This window comes from Novosphingobium sp. KACC 22771, assembly GCF_028736195.1.
Lineage (GTDB): Bacteria > Pseudomonadota > Alphaproteobacteria > Sphingomonadales > Sphingomonadaceae > Novosphingobium.
In genome coordinates, this window is sequence record NZ_CP117881.1 from 3310943 (window position 1) to 3335454 (window position 24512).

The following is a 24512-nucleotide window of genomic DNA, read 5'->3' on the forward strand; positions in this document are numbered from 1 at the left end:
CTTAAAACATCGTGTTCGTATTGGCCGAATGTTCCGGCACGGGCGAGAGCACATCCCAATGCTCCATCACCTTGCATCCCTTGACCCGGAATATGTCGACCACCGCAAAGCCGCGCTGGGCCGCCGCATCGCCGCCCTCGTTCCATCCGTGCGAATGGACCGCGACCAGATTGCCATCGGCGATGATGCGGTGGATCTTGGTGTGCTGGGTCTTGTTTTCATTCACGAACTTTTCAAGGAAAGTGATGGCCGCATCGCGCCCGGTAGCGGCATATGGATTGTGCTGAATATAGCCGGGATCGACCCAGCGCTCAAAGGATGAGCGCACCTGCTTCTTCATGTAAAACTCGTCCATGAACCGGGCCACGACCTGTTTGGGCGTCATGGCGCAACCGCCCCCTTTGGCAGGGGCCGCCGCGGCCGGCGCGGACACGAGCAACAAGAAAGCGGCCATTGAAAAACGCAGCATGAAACGCTCCTTTGGTCAAAACATGGAATGGGGATTGACGGGGTTTGCGGGCACTTCCTGCAGCACATCCCAGTGTTCGGCAATCATGCCATCCGCCACACGGAAGATGTCGACCACCGCCAGCCCCGGATCGCCGGGAAAGCGTTCGACATGGACATGCACCGCCACCATATCGCCATCGACCAAGGTGCGATGGATGGTTTGCCGCGCATCGGGGCTTTCGGCGCGGACCTTGTCGAGAAACGCTTTCAACGCCGCCACGCCCGGCTCGGCCAGCGAGGAATGCTGCACATAATCGGGCGCAATATAATCGTCGACGGCGCGCGAATCCATCGCGATCAAGACCTTGTGATACATCTCGACCACCAAGGCCAGATTAGCCTCTTCCTGCGCGCTTCGCGCCATCGTCTCTCTCCCCTGCCTGTTGTTTTTGCGCGATGAAGCAAGGCCAACGCGCAATGGCTATTGTAACAATTGATAGCATATGCCAGACAGGATGCAACCACGCGCAAGGGACCATACCCCATCCACCCTTGCGCCAAAAACGGGGGAGAGGTTATGGATCGGACCGCGCTTTATGGCGTGCTCGACAGGTTTCTGGCGGCTTTGGCGGCGCGCGATGCGCATGCTGTTGATTGGGCGCCGGATGCGCAATTTTCCGAAAACAACGTGATGCTGGACCCCGGCGACGGGGTGTGGAACACCATTGCGGGCATCGGCGAATATCAGCTCCGCTTTGCCGACACGCGCAAGGCCCAAGTCGGCTATTTCGGCACGATCATCGAGGCCATCGAAGAATCGGGCTTCACCCTGCGCCTTGCCGTCAATGCTGCGGGCCAGATCAGCGAATGCGAAATGTGCATCGTGCGGCAAAGCGATTCGGGCATCAAATTCGAAAACCCGCGCTATTGGACCAAGCCCATCCTTGAAAGCGATGCCGAGGCCCCGGTGGATCGCGCCGAAATGGTGCGCCTCTCCAACGGCTATTTCGACACGCTGCAATTGAACGACGGCACGATCCACACGCGCTTTCACCCTGATTGCAACCGGGTGGAAAACGGCGTGCAGACCACCCGCAACCCCGATTTTGCCAAGATCGTCCCCGTCTCCGCGCTGGGCTGTGAGGAACAGTTCCGCATGGGCAATTACCGCTATGACGATGAATTGCGCGCCCGCCGCTTCCCGCTGGTCGACGAGGAGCGCGGCCTTGTGCTGGCCTTTGGCTTCATCGACCATTCGGGCAAACTGGAGCGCTATCAACTGACCGACGGGCGCTGGGTCAACAGCCCGGTGCGCCGCCCGCATTCCTTCTACATCTCCGAATTGTTCAAGATCGACCACGGCATGATCTGCCAGATCGAGGCCAATTTCATAACCGTGCCCTATCGCATGCCCAGCCCCTGGCCTGACGAACGCCCCGAAGAGGACCGGCCATGAAACGGCTGATCTCCGCCCTCGCCATCGCGGCGCTGGCCACTCAACTCACCGCCAGCCAAACGGCGCCGGAGGGTGCGGGCGACCAATGGACCAACCCCGGCGGCGATGCGGGCAAGACCCATTACAGCCGCCTGACGCAAATCACCCCCGCCAATGCCCCGCGCCTCGGTCTGGCATGGATGGCAGAACTCGGCACCACGCGCGGCATGGAGGCGACCCCGGTGATGGTGGGCGGCGTGCTCTATACGGCGGGCGTGGCGGGGCGGGCCTATGCCCATGATGCCGCGACCGGGCGCCTGCTCTGGGCGTTTGAGCCGCAGGTGGATATGCAGCTTAACCGCACCGCCTGTTGCGACATGGTGAACCGCGGTCTTGCCGTGGCCGATGGCAAGGTGTTCATCGCCGCGCTCGATGGCTGGATGTATGCGCTGGACGCCAGAACCGGCAAGGTGGCTTGGAAAACCGACTTTATCGAAAACCGCGCCAAGGGCGACAATTCCACCGGCGCGCCCGAAGTCGCGGGCGATGTTGTCATCATCGGCATGGCGGGCGCGGAATATGACGTGCGCGGCTATGTCACCGCGCTGGACCTGAAGACGGGCAAGATCCGCTGGCGCTGGCATGTGGTGCCGCGCGATCCGGCGCTGGGGCCGCAGGAGCGCCCCGAACTCGACGCCGCGCTGAAAACATGGGATCCCAAGAGCCGCTGGGACATTGGCGGCGGCGGGGCGCCTTGGGATGCGATCCATTATGATCCCGAAACCGGGCTGGTGCTGATCGGCACCGGCAATGGCGGGCCTTATGCCACCTCCAAGCGCAGCCCGTCTGGCGGCGACAATCTCTATATCGGCTCGGTGGTGGCGCTTGATCCCAAAACCGGCGCGATGAAATGGCATTATCAGGAAACGCCGGGCGATAACTGGGATTTCACCAGCACCCAGCCGATGGTGCTGACTCATGTGACGCTGGATGGGCAGGACAGGCCGGTCGTCCTCCATGCGCCCAAGAACGGGTTCATGTATGTGATCGACCGGCGCGACGGCAAACTGCTGCGCGCCAATGCCATTGCGCGGGTCAATTGGGCCAGCGGGGTCGATATGAAAACCGGGCGGCCCAATCTGACGCCGGAAAGCTCGGACTATACCACCGGGCCAAAGATCGTGTTTCCCGGCACGCCGGGCGCGCGCAACTGGCATGGCGCGGCCTACAGCCCCAAGACCGGGCTCTATTATGGCGCGGTGCTGGATATTGGCAATCTGATCTTTATGACGCCGGGCCAGAAGCCTTTGAAGGCGCGGGGGTTGAACAATGACGCCGCGCTGATCTTTACCACCGATGTGGGCGATGCTGTGGACACCCTGCCCCCGCCGCTGGCAGCCCAAGTCAAAGCCCTACCCGCCTTTGCCGAGGCGGTGAAGAACCCCGGCACGGCGCAGATGCGCGCACTCGATCCTATCACCGGCAAGACCGTGTGGGCCGCCGACATGCAGGGATGGCAGGATCGCAGCGGCGCCTTGGTGACGGCCAGCGGGATCATGGTGCATGGCAATATCGCGGGGCAACTGGTCGTGCGCAATGCCGCCGATGGCCGCATCATCAAGACCATCGACACCGGCACCAGCATCCTTGCCGCGCCGATGACCTATACGATCGGCAAGACACAATACATCGCCGTGGCGGCAGGCTGGGGCGGCGGGGGCTTTCCCTTTGTGCCGCGCTATGCCGCCGCCTATAACCGGGTCAATGCCAACCGGCTGCTGGTGTTCAAGCTGGAGGGCAAAGGGCGCTTGACACTCCCGCCCCGCCTGCCCGCGCTGACCGTGGCGCCCGCACCGCCCGCGCAGGCGCCGGGTGTCACGCCCGAGACCATCGCGCGAGGGCAAGGGCTGTTCTTCGCCAATTGCGCGATCTGTCACGCCAACCGCCACCGCTCGATCACGCCGGACCTGCGCCGGATGCAGCCGGGAACGCATGAGGCTTTCCGCCAGATCCTGCTCGATGGCCTGCTGGTGCCGGGGGGGATGCCGCGCTGGAATGATATTCTCTCGCCCGCCGATGCCGATGCGATCCATGCCTATCTGATCGATCTGCAGGCCAAGACCCGCGTCGAGGAGCTGGCCAAGGTGAAGGCGAAGAAGGCGCTCGATGGACCGGCGCTGACCATTCTTTCCAATTATTGAAGGCCGATCCCCATGGAATTTTCCACACTCGAAAACCCACGCCTCGAATTCGCCTTCGCCTGCACCTTGCGCTTTACGCGGGTGCAGATGGTGCCCGACATCCCATCGGGCGGCATGCGCAGCGCGGTCTATGTGGACGAGGGCACGTTTGAAGGGCCGCGTTTGCGCGGCCGCGCCGTGCCCAATTCGGGCGGCGATTATGCGCTGTTCCGCCCCGATGACACCGCCTGTTTCGACGCCCGCTATATGCTGGAGGAGGAGGACGGCACGCTGATCTATATGCAGAACAAGGGCTTCCTGTGGGGCCGCGAGCCGGGCGTGATGGACCGTTTGCGCCAATGGGCCTTTGCCGGGGGCGATCCGGTGCCGCACGCCGAATACTACCTGCGCGCCCAGCCCAGCTTTGAAACCAGCAAGGGCAAGCATGATTGGCTGACCCGCCACGTCTTCATCGGCATCGGCGAGCGCCGCCCCGATGGCAACCACGTGCGCTATTACGCGCTGACATAAGGAGGGCCGCGATGCCTCTTGCCCAGATTGCCTATTCCGGACGCGGAGTGGCGCGGCCACGCTATTATGCCAATGCCCATGACCGCGATGTGCTCGATATCGTCTCGCACCCGATGCGGGTGGAAAGCGCGCGGGGGATAGACGCCGACATCGACCGCGAGGGATTCACACTAGCGCTGCACGACAGCGCGGTGTCGGACTGGCGCGATCCGGCGCAGATCGCGGGAGTCTATGCGCCCGAACTGGCCGCTTTGGTCCAGCGCGTCACCGGAGCGGACGAGGTCAAGGTCGCGCCCCACGGCATCCTGCGCTTTTCGGAAAAATCGGGCCTCGCGGGCAGCGGCAACAATTCCCACCCGGCCCGCTTTGCCCATATCGATGTGGCCGATGGATCATCGCGCATGATGGCAGAGCGGACCGCAGGCGGCCGCCCCTTCCGCCGCTATGCCGCGATCAACATCTGGCGCGCCCTATCCCCCGCGCCGCAGGATGTGCCCCTCGCCCTGTGCGATGCGCGCAGCGTGGCGGCGGATGACCTGATCGTGGCGGACGCGATCTTTGATGAGCCCGATGGCCGCGAATGGGGTTTCGAGGGGCTGCTGGTCGCCCATAATCCTGGGCATCGCTGGTTCTACTATCCCGACATGCACGCGGGCGAGGCCATCCTGTTCAAGACCAAGGACAGCGACGAAAGCGCCGCGCGGCATATTCCCCACGTGGCGTTCAATGATCCCAGCGCGCCGGGGGATGCGCCGCCACGGTCGAGTATTGAGATGCGAGCGACGTGCTATTGGTGGGAGTGAGGGAGTTTTAAGGTTTTAGGGGCCTCCGGCGGGCAAAGGGACTTGTCCCTTTGCAATCCCGTTACTGTCTCTGTCGCGCCCGACATCACCCAAAGCACAAGCTCGCCGCGCCGCAGGCTATTAAACCGCTTCACGGATAGGCGCACCATGGCCCATGATGCGCCACCCAATTATCGGGATTGTTAAGGGCCCCCGCCCTTAACCCGCCGGAGGCAAACTCCCTTCTTAATTCAAATCCGCAATCGTAATCTCCCGCCCCTCCAGCGCCGCCTTGTTCGCCGCCCGCCGCATCCGCTCGACCTCCAACCGCTCGGGGGGAGCTTCATCCAATGGCAGAGCAGCCATGCTTTCCTCGTAAATCGCCTTGAAATCCTCGGCAAATTCGGGGTGAGTGAAGATCAGGCCGCGCCCCTCGCTCATGCCGGAAAGGATGCGCTGTCCGGCCTCCAGCGGGTCCATGCCTGCCGCGAAAGCCTTGCCGAAATGTTCGAGCGCGCCGCGATCGACCGCGCCAAATCCGCTGTCGGCAAATTCGGCGGGGCGGCGAAAGGCCGAATCCCAGGCATTGGTGGCCACCAGCGCCGGGCAGACCAGCGAACAGCCGATGCCCAGCGGCACGAGATTGTAGCGCAGGCTCTCGGTCAGACCGCGCACAGCGAATTTGCTGGCGGTATAGATCCCGGCTTGGGGGCCGGAGAGATAGGCGGCCATGCTGGCGATGTTGACGACATGGCGCCGCCCGGTGGCGCGGCGCAGCGCGGGCAGGAAGGACACCACGCCATTGACCACGCCGCCAAAATTCACCCCCATGATCCAGTCATAATCGGCGTGGGACGCCTCGGCGGTATTGCCGAAGACAGAGACGCCAGCGTTGTTGACCAGAACATGGACCGCGCCGAAATGGGCCTCGACCTGATCGGCGGCGGCGGCAAAAGCGGCTCGGTCGGTCACATCAAGGCGGACCCAGAGCGGTTCCTCAAACCCGTTCTGCGCAAACCAGTCGGCGGCTTGGGCCCGGTATTTCTCATTGCGATACGAGAGCGCCAGACGCATCCCCGCCAGCGCAAAGGCCCGCGCGATGCCAAAACCCAGCCCCGACACACCGCCGCTGATGAAGGCCGCCCGGCCGCTCCACAGTTCTGATTGATCGCCCATGCATTTTCCCTCTCGCCAAGGCCGCATTGATTGTTAGTATGGCATACAAATAGCCCGGAGGAATCGGGCTGGCAATATGGGAGAGCATGATGGCTGATACGGACATGCGTCTGGCCGCGCTGGAACGGCGCGTGCAGGAGTTGGAGGATATCAACGCGATCCGCCGCCTGCACTGGGCCTATGGTTACTATATCGACTTTAACCGGGCCGAGGATGTCGCCAATCTCTTTGCCGAGGATGGCGAGGTTATCTTTCTTTCAGGGATCTACAAGGGCCGCGAGGGCGCCTATCGCCTCTATGGCACCTGGTTCAAATCGCTGTTTCTGGCGCCCGGTGAGGAAGGCCCCGCCTATGGCTTCCTGCTCGACCATTTCCAGATGCAGGACATCATCACCGTGGCCCCCGATGGCCAGACCGCCAAGGGCCGCTTCCGCGGCATGCTGTTTGGCGGCAGCCATGAAAGCCGCGCGTTCAAGCCACAGGGCCTGCCGCTGCAATTCATGGAGGCGGGCATCTATGAGAATGATTACGTTAAGGAAAATGGCGTCTGGAAGATCAAGCGCCTCGATTACATGATGCAGTGGCAGGGCGATTATGAAGCGGGCTGGGCAAAGACCACCGCCCATCTTCAGCCGCTGACCGAATGCTATCCGGCCAACCCCATCGGCCCGGACGAAATCCGCACCGCGCAATTGCGCCAGACATGGCCCCATCGCCATGATGTGCCGATGCATTTTGCCCATCCCCGTTTCGGCGCGCTGCTGGCCGGTCAGGTTCAGGAGCCGGCCTGATCCTGTTCCTGCGCCGCATTCCAATCGGCAATGCGGCGCAGAACCAGATCGCTCAAATGCCCCATTTCCCGCCGCTGTCGCACCGTCAGCTTGCCCAGCAGGCTCTCGGCCACGCCATGCAGCATCGGCTGCATCCGGCGATAGGTTGCCTCGCCATCATCGGTCAGACGGACCGGGCGACGGCGGCGGTTTTCCGGGTCGTTGAAATCCTCCACCCAGCCGCGCGCCTTGCATCCGGCAATGGCCCGGCTGACATTCATCGCAGACATGGCGGTAATATGCACCAGATCATGCCCGGCCAACGGCCCTTCGCCCGCCAGCGCCATCAGCACCTTCACCTCGTTGGTGGAGGCAGCAAAGGGATCGCACACGCCCACCTTCATCGGATCGACGATCATGCTGCACAATTTGAGCAGGCTGATCAGCAGGTCGGTCAGACCGTCTTCGGATGGCGCGGCGGGGTCGCAGGACGGGGAAGCGGGCATGCTGTTACTGCTGTTCATGGTGGTGAAACTAACCACAATCGGGGGCCGAAAGGCAAGTTTTTTCCCTGTTCCTCATTAACGAATGTGACCTTTTCGCATCACTGCCCCTGTCAAGCAGGCCGTTTCCAAGAAAATCCCCCAAGCCTGCTTGCCAAGCCACGAATCGTATGTATCACTCACAAACATCAGGACTGAAACAGCCCGATATAGGAGAGGGAATCATGGCCAAGACTTTTGGCATCTTTACTCGTGCGCGCCTCGTTCAAGCGGTCGCCACCACGGCTATGGCCTGTGCGCTGAGCGCCGCGCCCGCCTTTGCCGCCGAAGCCGCTGACGCTCCGCCCGCCGACCCGGCCGTTGAGCGCGGGCTCAAGGAAATCGTGGTGACGGCCCAGTTCCGTTCGCAAAAACTGCAGGACACCCCGCTCTCGATCACGGCGGTCAATTCCGAGCTTTTGAAATCGCGTAACCAGACCGACATCAGCCAGATTGCCGCCCAGGCCCCCAACGTGCAGCTCACGCAAATGGGCGGCGCTTTCGGTTCCTCGATGGCCGCCTATATCCGCGGCGTCGGCCAGTATGACTTCAACCCCGCCTATGAACCGGGCGTAGGCATCTATATCGACGATGTCTATTACGCCTCGCTCACCGGCTCGGTGATGGATCTGCTCGACCTTGATCGGGTGGAAGTGCTGCGCGGGCCGCAGGGCACGTTGACGGGGCGCAACTCGATCGGCGGCGCGATCAAGATGTTTTCGACCAAGCCGAGCGCGGAAAATTCGGGATCGATCGAGGCCGCCTATGGCGCGCGCAACCGTCTGGACCTGCGCGGCAGCATGAATTTCGCGCTGACGGATTCGCTCTTTGTGCGTGTGTCGGGGGTTCACAAGCGCCAGGACGGCTATGTGAACATGATCGACTATGGCTGCGCCAATCCCGGCAATCCGCTGGGCATCACCGGCAATCCCAGCACCGGCAAGGGCTGCGTGATCGGCAAACTGGGCGAGAAGAACTATACCGGCGCGCGCGCCTCGATCCGCTACAATCCCAATGACAAGCTCGACTGGATCATCTCGGGCGATTACACCTATGAAAACCGCAGCAATGCCGCCAGCGTGCTGACCGTGGACAACACCGCCAAGACCGGCGGCGTGGATTTCCGCTGCGGCAATTTCTGCACCTATGCCAACTTCTACATGCCCGCCGGCGGCCAGGCCGGCCAAGCCTATACGATGCCGTTGAACACGATGTTCACCGGCTGGGGCGTGTCGAGCAATCTGAAATACACGCTGAGCGACAACATCAACCTTCAGTCGATCACCGCCTATCGCAAGTATCACCAGACCTTTGGCACCGACGACGATTTCACCCCCTACGCTCCGGTGGGCGGCGCCGGTTACAACGATCTGACCTTCAAGTTCTTCAGCCAGGAACTGCGCCTGAACGGCAAGATCGGCAGCTTTGCCGAATGGACCGTGGGCGGTTTCTATAATGACCAGAAATCGGTCTATTTCACCCGTCAGGACATCCGCTACATCGTGCCGAATGTGCCCAGCTTTTATCTGCAATTCCAGGGCAACGATCCGGTCAGGGCCAATTCCAAGGCCGGTTTCGCCACGATCATCCTGCACCCCACCGACAAGATCAACCTGACCGGCGGCCTGCGCTATACCAGCGAGCACAAGGACTATACCTTTGTGCGCCAGAACTGGGCGGGCGGCACGCTGGTCGATCCCTTTGGCGTGGGCGCGCTCAATGGCAGCGTGGCCAATTATGACGGCAACAAGCTCGACTGGCGTATTTCGGCCGACTATCGCTTCAGCCCCCAGTTGATGGCCTATGCCACGGTCAGCACCGGGTTCAAGGGCGGCGGTGTGACGGCGCGCCCCTTTACCAAGACGCAGGCCACCAATGGTAATTTCCGCCCCGAAACGCTGACCTCCTATGAACTGGGCCTCAAGAGCGATCTGTTCGACCGCCGCCTGCGCCTGAACCTGTCCGGGTTCATCAATGACTACAAGAGCATCCAGCTGCCGATCTCGGACTGCTCGCTGCTCGACGGATTTGCGCCGGGCACCGATCCTTTCCCTTGCGCGGCCATTCAAAATGCGGGCGACGGCAAGATGTGGGGCCTTGAAGGCGAATTGAGCGCCAGCCCGATCGAGGGTCTCGACATTGACGCCACGTTGAGCTGGATCGATGGCGAATGGAACCGGATCAGCCCTCAGGTCACCTCGATCAAGCTGACCGACCCGATCACCTCGCCCAACTGGCGCGGCAGCTTCGGCATCCAGTACAAGGCGGATCTGGGCGGCAGCAACGGCACGCTGACCCCGCGCTTTGACCTTGCCTATACCGGCAAGCAGCAGATCGGCCGCCTGACGATCGCCAGCCCGCTGGAATACAATCCGGCCATCGCCATCGCCAATGCGCGCGTGACCTGGAAGAACCCCAAGCAGGATCTGGCGATCAGCTTTGAAGTGTCGAACCTTTTCGACAAATACTACTTCCTGCCGCTGCGCTTCCAGGCGGTCTATGCCTCGGCGGGCACGGCATACAGCAATGTGGGCCGTCCGCGCGAATGGGCGATCTCGGTGCGCAAGTCGTTCTAACGCGCCGGTTGCGAAACCAAATAACGGGGGGCGGATCGTTTGGGTCCGCCCCTTTTTTTGCGCGCGCGTTTTCCCGGTTGACAGGCGCGCGGGCGATGCGCATCATCCATAACAATTGTTATAAAAATGGAGAGGAAGAGGTCCGTGAAACTGACCCTGCCGCCGCGGGTTGGCCCGCAATCCTTTGATGCCGCGCTCAAGGCTTTTGCCGGGGTTGTGGGGGCCGGATGGGTGATGTCATCCGATGCCGACCGCGATGCCTATGCCGATGCCTATGCCCCCGGCTCGCCTGAACGCTGGCCCGCATCGGCCGCCGTCGCGCCCGCCTCGGTCGAGGAAGTGCGCGCCATCGTGCGCATCGCCAATGAATATAAGGTGCCGCTCTGGCCGGTCGCGCGGGGCAAGAACCTTGGCTATGGCACCGCCGCGCCGCGTATGGCGGGGTCGGTCGTGCTGGACATGGGGCGGATGAACCGCATCCTCGAACTCGATCCAAAGCTGGCCTATGCGGTGGTCGAACCCGGCGTGGGCTTTTTCGACCTGCATGACGAGGTGGAGCGGCAAAAGGCCCCGCTCTGGCTGTCCGTCCCCGGCAATGGCTGGGGCAGCGTGATCGGCAATGCGCTCGAACACGGCATCGGTTATACGCCCTATGGGCTGCACGCGCGCAACCTGTGCGGGATCGAGGCGGTGCTGCCCGACGGCGACCTTTTGCGCACCGGCATGGGCGCGATGAAGGACAATCCGGCCTGGCACCTCTTCCCCATGAATTACGGCCCGACATGGGACTTGGCCTTCAGCCAGTCGAACCTTGGCGTGGTCACCAAGGCGGGCCTGTGGATGCAGCCCGCGCCTGAAACCAGTCTTGAACTGACCTGGGACATCCCCGAGGAGGAGGACATCGGCTGGGTCATCGACACGGTGACGCCGCTGAAGATCGCAGGCGTGATCGACCAGAACGTGTTCATCCCCAGTTGGCTGGGCAAGATCGTCGTGCTGGGCACGCGCAAGGATTTCTGGGACAAGCCCACCGCGATGCCCGAATGGCGCGTCAAGGAACTGCTCAAGCAGTATCAGCTTGGCTACTGGCGTGTCTCGATCCGCCTCTATGGCGACGAAAGCGTCAACAAGGCCAAGGCCGAGGTGATCAAGGCCGCCTTCAAGCGCCACCTCGCCGCCCCCGCGATGGAGGTCTGGTGGCGTCAGGGCGACCCCAAGCCGCCGCTTGATCTGACGCTGGGCACGCCCTCGGCGGTGCCGTTGCAGATGTCGGACTGGGTCGGCGGCCGGGGCGCGCATCTGGGCTTCTCGCCGGTGGTGCCCGCCACGTCCGAGCATGTGATGGGTCAGTTAAAGCGCAGCCGCAAAATCATCGCCGACCATGATGTGGATTTCTATGCCAGCTTCACCATCGGCGGGCGTTTTGCCAATAATGTCAACATGCTGATGTATGATCGCGACAATGCGGCGCAGGTCGACAATATGAAAAAGCTGTTCAACGCACTGATCACCGAGACCGCCAAGGCCGGTTATGGCGAATATCGCACCCATTTGGGCTGGATGGACCGGGTGATGGACACGTTCGATTTCAACGACCACGCGCTGCGCCGCTTTGGCGAGAAGGTGAAGGACGCGCTGGACCCCAATGGCATTATCGCGCCGGGCAAACAGGGCATCTGGCCCTCGGCCTATCGCGCCTTGCAGAAGGAGGGCGCGGAATGAGCCGGTTCCTGCTGGCGCTTGCGCTGCTCGCTCCCGCCACCGCCATGGCGGCGCCCGGCGGCGTGCCCGAATTGCCGCCTTATCAGGTCCGCGCCGCCCAACCTGCGGGCGACCGCCTGCAACCGGGACGCGATCCGCGCGCGGTGTTTGAACATTCCTGCGGCTATTGCCATTTCCCTGGAGGCATGGGCACCAATCTGCTGACCAAGCAAATGATGATGATGAAGCGCCCGCCCTCCGATGGGCTGCTGACCAATCGGCGGGATCTGACCGCCGATTATGTCAAGGCGGTGGTGCGCGGCGGCAAGGGGGCCATGCCCGCCCAGACGCGTGTGGACCTGACCGATGCGGAATTGAATGCGGTGGCGGCCTATCTGGCGCAAAAGGGGAAGAAGTGATGCTGCGCCTTTCCCGCCGCCGCCTGTTGCAGGGCGCGGGCGCGGCCGGACTGGTCGCGGCGCGGCCCGCGCTGGCCGCTTCCGCCCCCGCCCTGCTGGTCTATGACAGCCGCATTCCCGAAAGCGCCGCCTTTGCCGCAGCATCGACCAATCCGGCGCGCCATGATCTGGCGCAGGGCCGGATTGACCCGCGCCGCATCGCCGCGATTGACCGTATCGAGGGTCTGACCCGGCACAGCGATTATGTCGCGCTCTCGCTTGCCCTGCGCCTGAACGGTATGCGCGGCCGGGATGCACGCCGGCTGTCCTCGGCGATTTCCACCCGCGACCACCTGTTCCGCTGGTCGCTGGGCCGCGCGGCCCAGATGGGTTAGGCCCCGAGCCGCTGCAACCAGGCGGCGGCCTTTTTCGGCTCGCCAACCGCGTCGGACCGCACCGGCCCGCGCGCAGCCAAAAACTCGGCGTGGAGGTCAAATTCCTCCATGCCGAGCTTTTCACGCATCGCGTTGATCGTATCCGCCAGCTCGTTGAGTTCGGCCAGCATCGAGGCGGCTTTCGCCCGTGCGTGGCGGTCCTGCTGATGGTCGAACAGGCCCCATTGCCCCCCCGCCGTCACGCGCAGCGCGCCGATCAGCGCCGCGCGATAGTCGGCCTCGGCCTCCTCGCGCTGGGCCTCCAGCCGCTCCAGACGATCGGCGCGTGCCATCAGCGCTTGTTCAGCGCCGCTTCGCATTCCGCGATCAGCGAGGCCATGATATCGGCCACCGGCTCTTCCTTGGTGACCATGCCCACCGACTGCCCCGCCATCAGCGAGCCGTTTTCCACATCGCCCTCGATCACCGCGCGGCGCAGCGCCCCTGCCCAATAGCGCTCGATCAGCAATTGCGCGTCATGCATGTCCACCTCGCCCGCATCCAGCTTGGCAGCCACTTCGCGCTGCTTGGCGGTGAATTCCTCGGTGCCCTTGTTTTTCAGCGCGCGCACCGGGATCACCGGCAGGCGCGGATCGACCTGCACGCTGGCCACAGCCTCGCGCGCGGCGGCGCGGAAGAAGGCCTTCTTGAAATCGGGGTGGGCGATGGATTCGGTGGCTGCGGCAAAACGGGTGCCCAATTGCACGCCCGCCGCGCCCATTTCCAGATAGGAGGCAATCGCCTCGCCCCGGCCGATGCCGCCCGCCACAAAAACGATATAGTCTTCGGCCAGCGCGGGCAGGAATTCCTGCGCCAGAACCGAGGTGGACACCGGACCAATATGGCCGCCCGCCTCCGAACCCTCGATCACCAAGGCATCGGCCCCGCTGCGCAGCAGCTTCTTGGCCAGCGCCAGCGTGGGCGCAAACACCAGCACCTTGGCGCCGAACGCCTTGATCGCCTCGACGCTGCCCTTGGGCGGAATGCCGCCCGCCAGCACGACATGGGTCACGCCATGGCGCGCACAAACCTCGATAAGGTCAAACAGATTGGGGTGCATCGTGATCAGGTTGACGCCGAAAGGCTTGGAGGTCAGCGCCTTGGTCGCCGCGATTTCCGCATCCAGCAGTTGCGGCGTCATCGCCCCGCAGGCAATCACGCCAAACCCGCCCGCATTGCTGATCGCGGCCACAAGGTTGCGTTCCGAAACCCAGCTCATCGCGCCGCACAGGATCGCATACTCACTGCCCAGAAATGCCTTGCCGCGCGCCATCAGAGTTTCGGTCTTGGTGGGCATGGGCACTTCCTCCTGCATCATGGCGCGGCCTGCGCAAAATGTGATGCGCGCCCTTACGGCCCCCGCACGGATCAGGCAAGCGTGGCGCAGGCTGCAATCGGCATATTCGATCACTGTTATACAAATATGCCGCTTTTACGATCAATCCGTCTGGGTTAGCTCTTTTCCCATCAGGCAAATCCAAGGGGATGCACCATGAACGCCGAATCGAAATGCCCTTTCCACGCAAAAGCCAGCCGGACCGCCGTGGTGGCCGCGCTCACCAATGACATGTGGTGGCCCAACCGGCTCAACCTGAAAGTCCTTTCGCAGCACAGTGAAAAGGTCGCGCCCAAGGGGCAAAGCGATTATGCCAAGGCGTTTGCCGCGCTCGATCTGAACGCCGTCAAGGCCGACATCGTGGCGCTGATGACGCATTCGCAGGATTGGTGGCCCGCCGACTATGGCCATTACGGCCCGCTCTTCATCCGCATGGCATGGCACAGCGCGGGCACCTATCGCACCTTTGACGGTCGCGGCGGCGCCTCGACGGGCAACCAGCGCTTTGCCCCGCTCAACGCCTGGCCCGACAACGTCAACCTCGACAAGGCACGCCTCCTGCTCTGGCCGATCAAGCAGAAGTATGGCGAAGCCTTGAGCTGGGCCGACCTGATGATCCTGACCGGCAATTGCGCGCTGGAATCGATGGGCCTGCCCACGGTCGGCTTTGGCGGCGGGCGCGAGGATATCTGGGAGCCGGAGGACGATATCTATTGGGGCCGCGAGGCCAAGTGGCTCGATGATGAACGCTATTCGGGAGACCGCGAACTGGAAACCCCGCTGGCCGCGGTCCAGATGGGCCTCATCTATGTGAACCCGGAAGGGCCGAACGGCACCCCCGATCCGCTGGCCAGTGCGCGTGACATTCGCGAAACCTTTGCCCGCATGGCGATGGATGATGTCGAAACCGTAGCGCTGATCGCAGGCGGCCACACTTTCGGCAAGGCCCATGGCGCAGGCGACGCGGCACTGGTCGGTGCCGATCCCGAAGCCGCCGACATCACCGCGCAGGGTCTGGGCTGGATCAGCAGCCATGCCAGCGGGCGCGGGGTGGACGCCATCACCAGCGGTCTGGAAGGCGCATGGACGCCCAACCCGATCCAGTGGGACAATGGCTATTTCGACACGCTGCTGGGCTATGAATGGGAATTGACCAAGAGCCCGGCAGGCGCCCACCAGTGGAAGCCCAAGGGCGATGCTGGCGCAGGCACCGTGCCGGACGCGCATGATCCGGCGCGCCGCCACGCCCCGATGATGTTCACCAGCGATATCGCCCTCATCACCGACCCGGCCTATCGCGCCATCAGCGAAAACTTCCACAAGAACCCGGACCAGTTGGCCAAGGCCTTTGCCGAGGCGTGGTTCAAGCTGACCCACCGCGATATGGGGCCGATCACGCGCTATCTGGGCACGGAAACCCCGGCCGAGCCGCGCATCTGGATGGACCCGGTGCCGGCGGTCGATCATCCGCTGGTGGATGCGGGCGATGTGGCGGCGCTGAAAACGGCGGTACTGGCTTCGGGCCTCTCGATCGGGCGGCTGGTGGCCACGGCATGGGCCAGCGCAAGCACCTATCGCGGATCGGACCGTCGCGGCGGGGCCAATGGCGCGCGCATCGCTCTGGCGCCCCAGCGCGACTGGGCGGTCAATGATCCGGCGGAACTGGCCAGGGCGCTCGATGTCTATGCCGCGATCAAGGCCGAGTTTGATGCGGCTCATGCGCCCAAGCGCATCAGCCTTGCCGATCTGATCGTGCTGGGCGGCGATGCGGCGGTCGAGGCGGCGGCCAAGGCGGCAGGCGTTGAGCTTGCCATCCCGTTCCATCCGGGCCGCACCGACGCCACGGCCGAGCAGACCGACGCCGAAAGCTTCGCTGTGCTGGAGCCCAAGGTCGATGGCTTCCGCAATTTCCGTTCCGGCGCGCTGGCGCGTTCGGAGGAGGAATTGCTGGTGGACCGCGCGCAACTGCTCGGCCTGACCGCGCCGGAAATGACGGTGCTGGTGGGCGGTCTGCGGGTGCTGGGCGCCAACAGTGGCGGTTCAAAGCTAGGCGTGTTCACCGACCGTGAAGGTGTGCTGACCAACGACTTCTTCCGCAACCTGCTGGGCGCCACCACGGCGCTGGTGTGGAAGCAGAACGAGGACGGCACCTTCACCGGCCATGACCGCGCCACCGGCGAGGCCTCCTTGCAGGGCAGCCGCGTCGATCTGGTTTTCGGCTCGAACTCGCAATTGCGGGCGCTGGCCGAACATTACGCGACCGATGATGCGCTGCCCCGGTTTGTGGCGGATTTTGCCAAAACATGGACCAAAGTGATGGAAGCCGACCGCTTCGATCTCTGATAAGTTGGCATTCAAGGGGTCGTTAGCTTCCCTCACCTCCGGCCCCACGGCCCCTCTTTCGCCCAGAATCGAAAGAGGGGCTTTTTTTGCCAAACGCAATCTCCACCGCTTCGATAGAATTTCTTTGCTGCAAGACCTGCGCTAATCTGGTTTTCATCAGGTCCAGCGCCAAACAGGCGTGCGTCAGCCAGAAAAGAGTCTTTCGTGTCCCTCAGCCTTGCCTCTTTCAGCCTTGAAGCGCTCTTGCCCTATATCGGCATCGGTTTTGCCGCCCAATTGGTCGATGGCGCGCTGGGCATGGCCTTTGGCGTGATCTCCTCGACGCTGTTGGTCAGCGCGATGGGCGTGCCGCCCGCGCGGGCCAGCGCGGGGGTCCATCTGGTCGAATTTTTCACCACCGGCGCCTCGGGGCTCAGCCATATCCTGCATCGCAATGTGGATTGGAAACTGTTCGGGCGGCTTGCCGTGCCGGGCGTGATCGGTGGCGTCGCAGGGGCCACGGTGCTGTCCCATGTCGATGCCTCGGTGGCGCGGCCGCTGGTGATGGCCTATCTGGCCGCCATCGGGCTATACCTGTTCTATAAAGCCTTCCACTACCCCTCGGAAAAGCTGCATGACGAGGCGCGCATCACCATGCCGCTGGGCCTTGTGGGCGGTTTTCTCGACGCTTCGGGCGGGGGCGGCTGGGGGCCGGTGGTCACCTCCAACCTGCTGCTGCAGGGCACCGATCCGCGCAAGACCGTGGGCACGGTCAACACCGCCGAATTCGTGCTGACCTTTGCGGTATCGGCCACCTTCATCTTCAATTCCGGCTTCTCGGCTTTCACCACCGTCACCAGCGGGCTGCTGGTGGGAGGCCTGCTGGCCGCGCCCTTTGGCGCATGGTTTGCAAAGCGCATTGCCCCCAAACACCTGCTGATCATGGTCAGCATCGTGCTGATGGCCACCAGTTCCTTTGCGATCTACAAGGCGCTGGCCTGAACAAAAAGGGGCGGCGCCATCATGGCACCGCCCCCTTTTTTATCGTCCGCTGCAAACCGCTCAGTAGGGCGGCTTGTGCAACCCCTTGGGGCTGAGGGTAAAGATTTCGCAGCCATCCTCGGTGATGCCAATCGAATGCTCGAACTGGGCCGAGAGCGAACGGTCGCGCGTCACCGCTGTCCAGCCGTCGTCGAGCATCTTGACCCCCGGCTTGCCCAGATTGATCATCGGCTCGATGGTAAAGAACATGCCCGGCTTCAGCTCGGGCCCGGTGCCGGGCGTGCCGACATGCACCACCTCGGGCGAATCATGGAACAGGCGGCCCACGCCATGGCCGCAGAAATCGCGCACCACGCCATAGCGGTGCCCTTCGGCATGACGCTGGATCGCATGGCCGATATCGCCCAGACGCACGCCGGGACGCGCCATGTCCACGCCGATCATCAGGCATTCATAGGTCACATCGACCAGCCGCCGCGCCTTCAACGGCACATCGCCCACCAGATACATCCGGCTGGAATCGCCATGCCAGCCGTCGAGCAGCGGGGTCACGTCGATATTGACGATATCGCCGTCCTTCAACACCTTGTCGCCGGGAATACCGTGACAGATCACATGGTTGATCGAAGTGCAGCAGCTATGTGCAAAGCCGCGATAGCCCAGCGTTGCCGGAACCGCGCCGCCATCCAGCGTCATCTGGCGCACGATGTCGTCGATTTCGCCCGTCGTCACCCCCGGCTTGACCACCTCGGTCAACGCATCGAGGATCTCAGCGGCCAGACGACCGGCGCGGCGCATCCCTTCAAACGCGGCGGGCCCATGCAGCTTGATCGTGCCGTCGCGCAGCACGGTGTCGCCATCAGCGATGATCTGATATTGTGTCATGGCCCTCATATAGCAAAGCGTGCGAAAAATGACAGAGGGCGGTTCTGGCGGGGGCGCTTATTTGCCCGCCGCAAAGGCCGCGCGATATTCCGGGCGCACCGCCGCCATCACCCGCACATCGACGGGCAGCGTGATCTCATAATCCCCCTCGGCATAGGGACCGGCCTCATAGGGGCCGACCAGAATGCCGATGCGGTTGAAATGCGCGCGGTCGCTGCTGCCCAGAATGACGGTGGAGCCTGCCGGGTCGATGCAGTCATTGGGCCATTCGCCCGAACGCACCACCGGTTCGCCGCGCCGCTTGGCCCGCTCCTTGTCCAGCATGGCGCAAAACGGCTCGCGGATGGCCGCCGAGAGCGCCGCCTTGCTGGCAAACAGATCCTCGGCCTTGCGCTGCTGCCCCGCGCCCTTGTCCCACAGCAGCGCGCCGTAGCCATTGGCCGGATGCGCCCCGCCCCTATCCTCATAGATCGCCGCCGACAGGCTGAGCCAGCCGGGCAGATCGGTGACAACTTTCCATTCCACGCCATAAGCCCATGGGCGGAAAGGAAAATCGCTGTTCTTGGCCTCCTTAGCCGCCGCCCGCGCCTCCTTGGCCACCCGTGATTGATCTTTGCCCATATCGGCGTCCAGCCAGCTTTTCAGGCCCGGTATGGCTGCCGCCGCCGCAGGATAGCTGTAGTCGAATTCGAAAAAGTCATTGGCGATCTTGACCTTGCGCGCCTCACCGGCCGCCGGGCTGGGGGCGGGCGTGGCGGTGGTCGGGCCGGGCGCGGCGCTGGCGGCGGCGCTGGCGCCTTGCGAGGGGGCATCCCCCGCCCCGCCGCAGGCCGCCACGAACAATGCCAACGGCAAACCCGCCCCTGCCATCATTATCGCGCGAACCTTCACCATGCCTGCCAACTCCATTTCATGCGCGGCCAAGGATAAAGCGCCCCGCCCCCCATGCAAGCGCGATGATTATCTGGATTGAAGCGCGCCCCCGCCTGGGTCCATAAGGGGCCATGTCCAAAACCCACACCGCCTCCGCCGACCCTTCCCTGCCCGATCTGGTCCAGCCCGACCGCCAGCAGGGCGCAACGCCCATCCATCTCGTGGACAAGGCCTCGTATGAGGAATGGCTCAAAGCCCGAACGCCTGCCGCGCGCGCCGCTCTGGCCGGGCAAAAGTTCAAGGGCGAGGCCGGCAGTCATGCCATCATCCCCGATGGCGACGGCTTTGCCGTGGCCGCGGGCGTGGCGCGGCTCGATGAGCTGGGCAGTTGGTGCCTTGGCAAATTGGGCGATGTTCTGCCGGGCGGTTTCTATCGCCTTGCGCCCGCCGGGCCTTGCCGCGCCGGGGCCGCCTTCATCGGCTGGGCCTTGGGCCAATATCGCTATGACCGCTATCGCAAGGACAGCAATGGCGAGGCCCCTCGCATCCTGCTGACCGGCGAGGTCAAGGCGATTGCCCCCGCTCTGGCCGAGGCAGGCGCGGTGGCGCTGGTGCGCGATCTGGTCAACACGCCCGCCGAACACCTTGGCCCGGCCGAATTGGAGCATGAGGCCGAAATGCTGGCCAAGGCCCATCGCGCCACGATCCGCGTGACGCGCGGCGAGGCGCTGGAGCATGATTTCCCCATGGTCCACATGGTGGGGCGCGCGGCCGCGCGATCCCATGCGCCGCGCATGATCGAGATCGAATGGGGCGATGAAAAGGCCCCTCGCCTGGCCATTGTCGGCAAGGGGGTGTGTTTCGATTCGGGCGGTCTGGATATCAAACCATCCAGCGCCATGCTGTTGATGAAAAAGGATATGGGCGGGGCGGCCCATGCCCTGGCCTTGGCGCGGCTGGTGATGGAGGCGGGGTTGAAGGTGCGGCTGCATCTGTTGATCCCGGCGGTGGAGAATGCGGTGTCGGGCGGATCGTTCCGCCCCGGCGATGTGCTGCGCAGCCGGGCGGGCCTTTCTGTCGAAATCGGCAATACCGATGCCGAGGGGCGCCTGATCCTTGGCGACGCCCTGACGCGGGCCAGCGAGGGCAAGCCGGAACTGATCCTCGATTTCGCCACGCTGACCGGCGCGGCGCGGGTGGCGCTGGGGCCGGATCTGCCCGCGATGTTTTCGCGGCGGGATGATACGGCGCAGGCCTTGCTGGACGCCGGATTGGCCTGCGATGATCCGGTCTGGCGGCTGCCTTTGTATGACGGCTATCGCGAATGGCTCAAATCCGACATTGCCGATATGAACAATGCCCCGGCAGGCGGCTTTGCCGGGGCCAGCGTGGCCGCGCTGTTCCTCGACCGTTTCGTGGGCGAAGGGATCGATTGGGCCCATTTCGACACTTTCGCATGGCGCCCAACCGCCAAGCCCGGGCGCCCCAAGGGCGGCGAGGCGCTGGGCCTGCGCGCGGCATGGGCGATGGTGCGGGCGCGGTTTGGGTGAATTTTGCCCCAAAACTTGCAGAATCCCCCCCTTCCGGCTAAGCGCGCGCCTTTCCGTTTCGGGGGGCAGGCGAGTTTGTCTATGTTTGAAAATCAGGTTCCGGCTTTGGGCGCATCCTTCGCGTTGAGCGGCCCTGTGGGCAAACCCGATCCGGCCCGCGTCCCCGTGCGCGGCGATGTTGCGCATATTCGTCTGGCGGGACAGGTATTTGTGCCCCATTATGTGGTGCCCATGCCGCATCGCGCGATGGGCGAAACCAAAGTACTGCGGGCTCCGGGAGGCGAGGCCATCGCCAGCCTGAGTTCGGGCGCGCAGTTTGATGTGCTCGATCTGGCGGGCGGCCATGCCTGGGGCGAAATCCCCGGCGGCATGGTCGGCTATATCGCCGCCGATCAACTGGAGAAACTGGCATGAGCCTGAGCGTGTTCATCGATGGTGCCGCGGGCACCACGGGGCTGGAAATCGCCGACCGGCTGGGCGGGCGGTCGGAATTCGACCTGATCATTCTGGATGACACGCGCCGCAAGGACAGCGCCGCGCGCAAGGAAGCGCTGCACGCCGCCGATTTCGCGGTCCTGTGCCTGCATGACGATGCCGCGCGCGAGGCGGTCGAGATGGCGCAGGGCGCGCGCGTGCGCATCATCGACGCCAGCACCGCCCATCGCGTGACGCCGGGCTGGGTCTATGGCTTCCCTGAAATTTCGGGGCGCGATGCGGTGGCGAATGCTGACCGCGTGTCCAATCCGGGCTGCTATTCCACCGGCTTTATCGCGCTGCTCGCGCCGCTGGTGCGTGGCGGCCTGCTGCCTGCGGACTGGCCCTATACGGTCAATGCGGTCTCGGGCTATTCGGGCGGCGGCAAGGCGCTGATCGAGCGGTTTGAGGAAGACCCTGACATTGCCTTTCGCGCCTATGCGCTGGGCATGGGGCACAAGCATGTGCCCGAAATGACGCGGTATGCCGGGCTGGCCCATGCGCCGCTTTTCGCCCCCAGCGTGATCCCGGCCCATCGCGGCATGTGGGTCGAGGTGCCGCTGCCTCTGGCCGCAATTCCGGGCGCGGCCTCGGTCGATGCGCTGCGCGAAGGGCTGGCATCGTTCTATGCCGATGGCTCGATCGTGCGCGTAGCGGAAGCGGGTGCTCCTGCCGAAATGCTGCTGCGCGCCTCGATGGCGCCCTCCGATGCGCTCACGCTCCATGTGTTCGGCAGCACTGATGGTACGCAGGCCCGCCTTGTCGCCGTGCTCGACAATCTGGGCAAGGGCGCGAGCGGGGCGGCGGTGCAAAGCCTCAACCTAATGGCGGGCCTGCCAGAGACAGCGGGCCTCGCGCTCTGATCCTTTCGACGGGCTCTTTTCGGAGGGAAGGAGCCCCTTTTGCCATCATGCCCAAAATGTAGGCAGCACTGCCTAAAAAATGATCGCAAAATTGGCGGTTTGAGTCATTATCCTGCCCGCACACCCCCGGTTTTCCGGAAAATCTTTCGTGCAAAGCCGCATTTCAGAGGTTTTCCTTCGGCTTCCTTTGTCCTATCCCATCGCAATCGACTCTGGCACGAATCTTGTTAGATCCTTACCAGCGTCAACCGTATCAGGTCCGATCTTTCCGGTCTGGATGCTGGCGTAAGTGCGCACTGCGGTGGCCACTCTGGCCCCGCCAATGAGGGATGGTGCAGGCGTGAAAAAGATCGAGGCGATCATCAAGCCGTTCAAGCTGGATGAGGTGAAGGAAGCGCTGCACGAAGTGGGCGTGTCCGGCATCACCGTGACCGAGGCCAAGGGTTTTGGCCGCCAGAAAGGTCACACCGAACTGTATCGCGGCGCGGAATATGTCGTCGATTTCCTGCCCAAGGTTAAGCTTGAGGTGGTTGTGGCCGACGATCTGGCCGCGCGCGTGGTCGAAGCCATTGCGGGCGCCGCCCAGACCGGCCGCATCGGCGATGGCAAGATCTTCGTGATCCCCGTCGACAACGCCCTGCGTATCCGCACCGGCGAACGCGACAACGACGCGGTCTGATCCCTTGCCCCTTCCCTGCCCCGTCAGGGATCGGGCGCAGGGCAAAGGCATCGCGGGCGGGCCGCCCGACATATCAATCTGGAATCCTTGCCGGTGGCTCGAAGCTGTCGACCCCGGCCATAATGCGGAGAACTATCGGAATGGCAACTGCAGCAGACATCCTTGCGCGGATCAAGGATGAGGAAATCGAGTGGGTCGACCTGCGCTTTACCGACCCCAAGGGCAAGTGGCAGCACCTGACCATGGTCGCCTCGGTTCTGGGCGAAAGCGAGCTGGAAGACGGCCTGATGTTCGACGGTTCGTCGATCGAAGGCTGGAAGGCGATCAACGAGTCGGACATGATCCTCAAGCCCGACCTCGACGCTGTCTATGTCGATCCGTTCTCGGCCACCCCGATGCTGATCCTGGTCTGCGACATCGTTGAGCCCTCGACCGGCGAACTCTATGCCCGCGACCCCCGTTCGACCGCCAAGCGCGCCGAAGGTTTCGTGCAGTCGACCGGCCTTGGCGATACCGTCTATGTCGGCCCCGAAGCCGAATTCTTCGTGTTTGACGACGTGAAGTTCTACGACGGCTACAACGGCAACGGCTTCTCGATCGACGACATCGAACTGCCGACCAACTCGAACAAGTCGTATGAAGGCGGCAACCTCGCCCACCGTCCGCGCGCCAAGGGCGGCTATTTCCCCGTGGCTCCGGTCGACAGCCTGGTCGACATCCGCGGCGAAATGGTTTCGACCATGCTCGACATGGGCCTGCCCTGCGACAAGCACCACCACGAAGTGGCCTCGGCGCAGCACGAACTGGGCCTGACCTTCGGTACGCTGGTGACCACCGCCGACCGCATGCAGGTTTACAAGTATGTCGTGCATCAGGTCGCCAATGCCTATGGCAAGACCGCCACGTTCATGCCCAAGCCGATCATGAAGGACAACGGCTCGGGCATGCACACCCACATCTCGATCTGGGACAAGGGTGCCAACACGTTCGCCGGCAACGGCTACGCCGGTCTGTCGGAAACCTGCCTGTACTTCATCGGCGGCGTCATCAAGCACGCCAAGTCGCTGAACGCCTTCACCAACCCGACCACCAACAGCTACAAGCGTCTGGTGCCGGGCTATGAAGCCCCCGTGCTGCTGGCCTATTCGGCCCGCAACCGTTCGGCTTCGTGCCGCATCCCCTACGGTGCCGGCACCAAGGCAAAGCGCGTGGAATTCCGCTTCCCCGACGCGATGGCCAACCCCTACCTGTGCTATGCCGCTCTGCTGATGGCTGGTCTTGACGGTATCAAGAACAAGATCCACCCCGGCGAAGCCATGGACAAGAACCTGTACGATCTGCCGCCCGAAGAGCTGGCCGAAGTCCCCACCGTCTGCGGCTCGCTGCGCGAAGCTCTGGACTCGCTGGCTGCTGACCACGACTACCTCCTCGAAGGCGGCGTGTTCACCAAGGACCAGATCGACTCCTACCTCGAACTCAAGTGGCCCGAAGTGCTGCGCTGGGAAACCACGCCGTCGGCCGTCGAGTTCGACATGTACTACAGCGCCTGATCT

Annotated in this window: 24 protein-coding genes; 16 read left to right on the forward strand and 8 right to left on the reverse strand. The window is 63.5% G+C overall.

The genetic code is table 11. The annotated features are described in order from the left end of the window. Position 1 precedes the first annotated feature (1 nt). Together PQ467_RS15135 and PQ467_RS15140 are read right to left on the reverse strand one after the other, a co-directional pair. Complete coding sequence (locus tag PQ467_RS15135; RefSeq protein WP_274174199.1) at positions 2-385, reverse strand: nuclear transport factor 2 family protein; 384 nt, start codon at positions 383-385, stop codon at positions 2-4. A 99-nt stretch (positions 386-484) separates the two neighbouring features. After that, complete coding sequence (locus PQ467_RS15140; protein WP_274174200.1) at positions 485-874, reverse strand: nuclear transport factor 2 family protein; 390 nt, start codon at positions 872-874, stop codon at positions 485-487. Positions 875-1027: 153 nt separating this feature from the next. On the opposite strand from PQ467_RS15140, the gene PQ467_RS15145 reads away from it, so the two are divergent. Genes PQ467_RS15145 through PQ467_RS15160 form a run of 4 tightly spaced genes read left to right on the forward strand, consistent with a single transcriptional unit; the run spans position 1028 to position 5399 of the window. Next, positions 1028-1906, forward strand: coding sequence for a hypothetical protein (locus PQ467_RS15145; RefSeq protein WP_274174201.1), 879 nt, complete (start codon positions 1028-1030; stop codon positions 1904-1906). Then, positions 1903-4086 (forward strand): outer membrane protein assembly factor BamB family protein, encoded by a 2184-nt coding sequence (locus tag PQ467_RS15150; protein WP_274174202.1) that lies wholly within the window; start codon positions 1903-1905, stop codon positions 4084-4086. Before PQ467_RS15145 ends, PQ467_RS15150 begins: the two co-directional genes overlap by 4 nt. A gap of 12 nt (positions 4087-4098) precedes the next feature. Continuing rightward, positions 4099-4596 carry a DUF3237 domain-containing protein gene (locus PQ467_RS15155; protein ID WP_274174203.1) on the forward strand — a complete coding sequence of 166 codons (498 nt, stop codon included), beginning with the start codon at positions 4099-4101 and terminating at the stop codon, positions 4594-4596. Positions 4597-4607: 11 nt separating this feature from the next. Continuing rightward, positions 4608-5399, forward strand: coding sequence for a CmcJ/NvfI family oxidoreductase (locus tag PQ467_RS15160; RefSeq protein WP_274174204.1), 792 nt, complete (start codon positions 4608-4610; stop codon positions 5397-5399). A gap of 225 nt (positions 5400-5624) precedes the next feature. Here PQ467_RS15160 and PQ467_RS15165 read toward each other — a convergent pair whose 3' ends face one another. Next, positions 5625-6554: an SDR family oxidoreductase gene (locus PQ467_RS15165; protein ID WP_274174205.1), complete on the reverse strand. Its 930-nt coding sequence runs from the start codon at positions 6552-6554 to the stop codon at positions 5625-5627. 89 nt (positions 6555-6643) lie between these two features. On the opposite strand from PQ467_RS15165, the gene PQ467_RS15170 reads away from it, so the two are divergent. Then, positions 6644-7345: a nuclear transport factor 2 family protein gene (locus tag PQ467_RS15170; protein ID WP_274174206.1), complete on the forward strand. Its 702-nt coding sequence runs from the start codon at positions 6644-6646 to the stop codon at positions 7343-7345. Here PQ467_RS15170 and PQ467_RS15175 read toward each other — a convergent pair. After that, on the reverse strand, positions 7330-7830 hold the full coding sequence (locus PQ467_RS15175; protein ID WP_274174207.1) for a MarR family winged helix-turn-helix transcriptional regulator: 501 nt from the start codon (positions 7828-7830) through the stop codon (positions 7330-7332). The two genes, PQ467_RS15170 and PQ467_RS15175, sit on opposite strands and share 16 nt — an antisense overlap. A gap of 221 nt (positions 7831-8051) precedes the next feature. On the opposite strand from PQ467_RS15175, the gene PQ467_RS15180 reads away from it, so the two are divergent. From PQ467_RS15180 to PQ467_RS15195, 4 genes are all read left to right on the forward strand, one after another. Continuing rightward, positions 8052-10442 carry a TonB-dependent receptor gene (locus tag PQ467_RS15180; protein ID WP_274174208.1) on the forward strand — a complete coding sequence of 797 codons (2391 nt, stop codon included), beginning with the start codon at positions 8052-8054 and terminating at the stop codon, positions 10440-10442. A gap of 144 nt (positions 10443-10586) precedes the next feature. After that, positions 10587-12164, forward strand: coding sequence for an FAD-binding oxidoreductase (locus PQ467_RS15185; protein ID WP_274174209.1), 1578 nt, complete (start codon positions 10587-10589; stop codon positions 12162-12164). Further along, on the forward strand, positions 12161-12562 hold the full coding sequence (locus PQ467_RS15190) for a c-type cytochrome (protein ID WP_274174210.1): 402 nt from the start codon (positions 12161-12163) through the stop codon (positions 12560-12562). Before PQ467_RS15185 ends, PQ467_RS15190 begins: the two co-directional genes overlap by 4 nt. Next, a complete protein-coding gene (locus PQ467_RS15195) occupies positions 12562-12936 on the forward strand; it encodes a hypothetical protein (protein WP_274174211.1) in 375 nt (124 codons plus the stop codon). Before PQ467_RS15190 ends, PQ467_RS15195 begins: the two co-directional genes overlap by 1 nt. Here the strand turns inward: PQ467_RS15195 and PQ467_RS15200 are convergent. Together PQ467_RS15200 and PQ467_RS15205 are read right to left on the reverse strand one after the other, a co-directional pair. Continuing rightward, positions 12933-13268 (reverse strand): hypothetical protein, encoded by a 336-nt coding sequence (locus PQ467_RS15200; RefSeq protein WP_274174212.1) that lies wholly within the window; start codon positions 13266-13268, stop codon positions 12933-12935. The two genes, PQ467_RS15195 and PQ467_RS15200, sit on opposite strands and share 4 nt — an antisense overlap. Then, a complete protein-coding gene (locus PQ467_RS15205; protein ID WP_274174213.1) occupies positions 13268-14272 on the reverse strand; it encodes an NAD(P)H-dependent flavin oxidoreductase in 1005 nt (334 codons plus the stop codon). The genes PQ467_RS15200 and PQ467_RS15205 overlap by 1 nt, the downstream gene beginning before the upstream one ends. A 195-nt stretch (positions 14273-14467) precedes the next feature. On the opposite strand from PQ467_RS15205, the gene katG reads away from it, so the two are divergent. Both katG and PQ467_RS15215 read left to right on the forward strand, forming a co-directional pair. Next, positions 14468-16654, forward strand: coding sequence for a catalase/peroxidase HPI (gene katG / locus PQ467_RS15210; protein WP_274174214.1), 2187 nt, complete (start codon positions 14468-14470; stop codon positions 16652-16654). Positions 16655-16858: 204 nt separating this feature from the next. Beyond that, positions 16859-17635, forward strand: a complete 777-nt coding sequence (locus PQ467_RS15215) for a sulfite exporter TauE/SafE family protein (RefSeq protein ID WP_274174215.1) — start codon at positions 16859-16861, stop codon at positions 17633-17635. Positions 17636-17695: 60 nt separating this feature from the next. Here PQ467_RS15215 and map read toward each other — a convergent pair whose 3' ends face one another. Together map and PQ467_RS15225 are read right to left on the reverse strand one after the other, a co-directional pair. Continuing rightward, a complete protein-coding gene (gene map, locus PQ467_RS15220; RefSeq protein WP_274174216.1) occupies positions 17696-18520 on the reverse strand; it encodes a type I methionyl aminopeptidase in 825 nt (274 codons plus the stop codon). A 57-nt stretch (positions 18521-18577) separates the two neighbouring features. Continuing rightward, positions 18578-19414, reverse strand: coding sequence for a DUF4163 domain-containing protein (locus PQ467_RS15225; RefSeq protein ID WP_274174217.1), 837 nt, complete (start codon positions 19412-19414; stop codon positions 18578-18580). Between the two features lie 110 nt (positions 19415-19524). On the opposite strand from PQ467_RS15225, the gene PQ467_RS15230 reads away from it, so the two are divergent. The 5 genes from PQ467_RS15230 to glnA all read left to right on the forward strand — a co-directional run bounded on the left by PQ467_RS15230 (position 19525) and on the right by glnA (position 24509). Then, positions 19525-20943: a leucyl aminopeptidase family protein gene (locus tag PQ467_RS15230; RefSeq protein ID WP_274174218.1), complete on the forward strand. Its 1419-nt coding sequence runs from the start codon at positions 19525-19527 to the stop codon at positions 20941-20943. 81 nt (positions 20944-21024) lie between these two features. Next, positions 21025-21357, forward strand: coding sequence for an SH3 domain-containing protein (locus PQ467_RS15235; RefSeq protein WP_274174219.1), 333 nt, complete (start codon positions 21025-21027; stop codon positions 21355-21357). Beyond that, positions 21354-22280, forward strand: coding sequence for an N-acetyl-gamma-glutamyl-phosphate reductase (gene argC, locus PQ467_RS15240; RefSeq protein WP_274174220.1), 927 nt, complete (start codon positions 21354-21356; stop codon positions 22278-22280). Before PQ467_RS15235 ends, argC begins: the two co-directional genes overlap by 4 nt. 340 nt (positions 22281-22620) lie before the next feature. Further along, complete coding sequence (locus tag PQ467_RS15245) at positions 22621-22959, forward strand: P-II family nitrogen regulator (RefSeq protein WP_168605132.1); 339 nt, start codon at positions 22621-22623, stop codon at positions 22957-22959. Positions 22960-23099: 140 nt separating this feature from the next. After that, on the forward strand, positions 23100-24509 hold the full coding sequence (gene glnA / locus PQ467_RS15250) for a type I glutamate--ammonia ligase (RefSeq protein ID WP_274174222.1): 1410 nt from the start codon (positions 23100-23102) through the stop codon (positions 24507-24509). The last annotated feature ends 3 nt before the right edge of the window (positions 24510-24512 follow it).